The organism is Mesorhizobium sp. M7A.F.Ca.US.014.04.1.1, from assembly GCF_003998745.1.
Classification (GTDB): domain Bacteria; phylum Pseudomonadota; class Alphaproteobacteria; order Rhizobiales; family Rhizobiaceae; genus Mesorhizobium; species Mesorhizobium ciceri.
In genome coordinates this window covers 1-392 of the sequence record NZ_RZRW01001525.1, presented here as the reverse complement: position 1 = coordinate 392, position 392 = coordinate 1, and the positions used below count along the sequence as shown (strand labels likewise).

The window sequence follows — 392 nt, the reverse complement described above, 5'->3', positions numbered from 1 at the left end:
ACCAGACCCCAGCTGTCAGCAAACTCCCGCATCAAATTGTATTCCATGAATAAAGCTCCTCAGCGGTAACCGGCGGCCTCGTCGTAGTTCTTGAAATCCACCAAGGTCCCGAGCATCTGCAGATACGCAACGAGGGCATCCATTTCAGTCACCTGTTGCGGATTGCCGTCGAAGTCTCCGACCTTGGCTTTGGGATAGCGTTTCTCAAGGCCGGAGGTGTCGGCATTGGGGTCGGCCTGCGTCGCCAGATCGGCATTGGCATTGGCGATCATGTCATCGGAGTAGGGGACGCCGACGCGCGCGTTCGCAACCAGGTGTGTCGAGAAGTTCTTCACCTCAATCGGCGCGTCCTTCAGGAAGGCATAGCTCGGCATGACCGATTCCGGCACGAC

The 392-nt window shown here is 57.7% G+C and carries 1 protein-coding gene; it reads right to left on the bottom strand.

Going from position 1 to position 392, the window contains the following annotated elements; genetic code table 11:
- Positions 1 to 59: 59 nt before the first annotated feature.
- A partial coding sequence (locus tag EOA22_RS37445) for a cbb3-type cytochrome c oxidase subunit II (RefSeq protein WP_206521620.1) occupies positions 60 to 392 on the bottom strand: 333 nt, incomplete at its 5' end.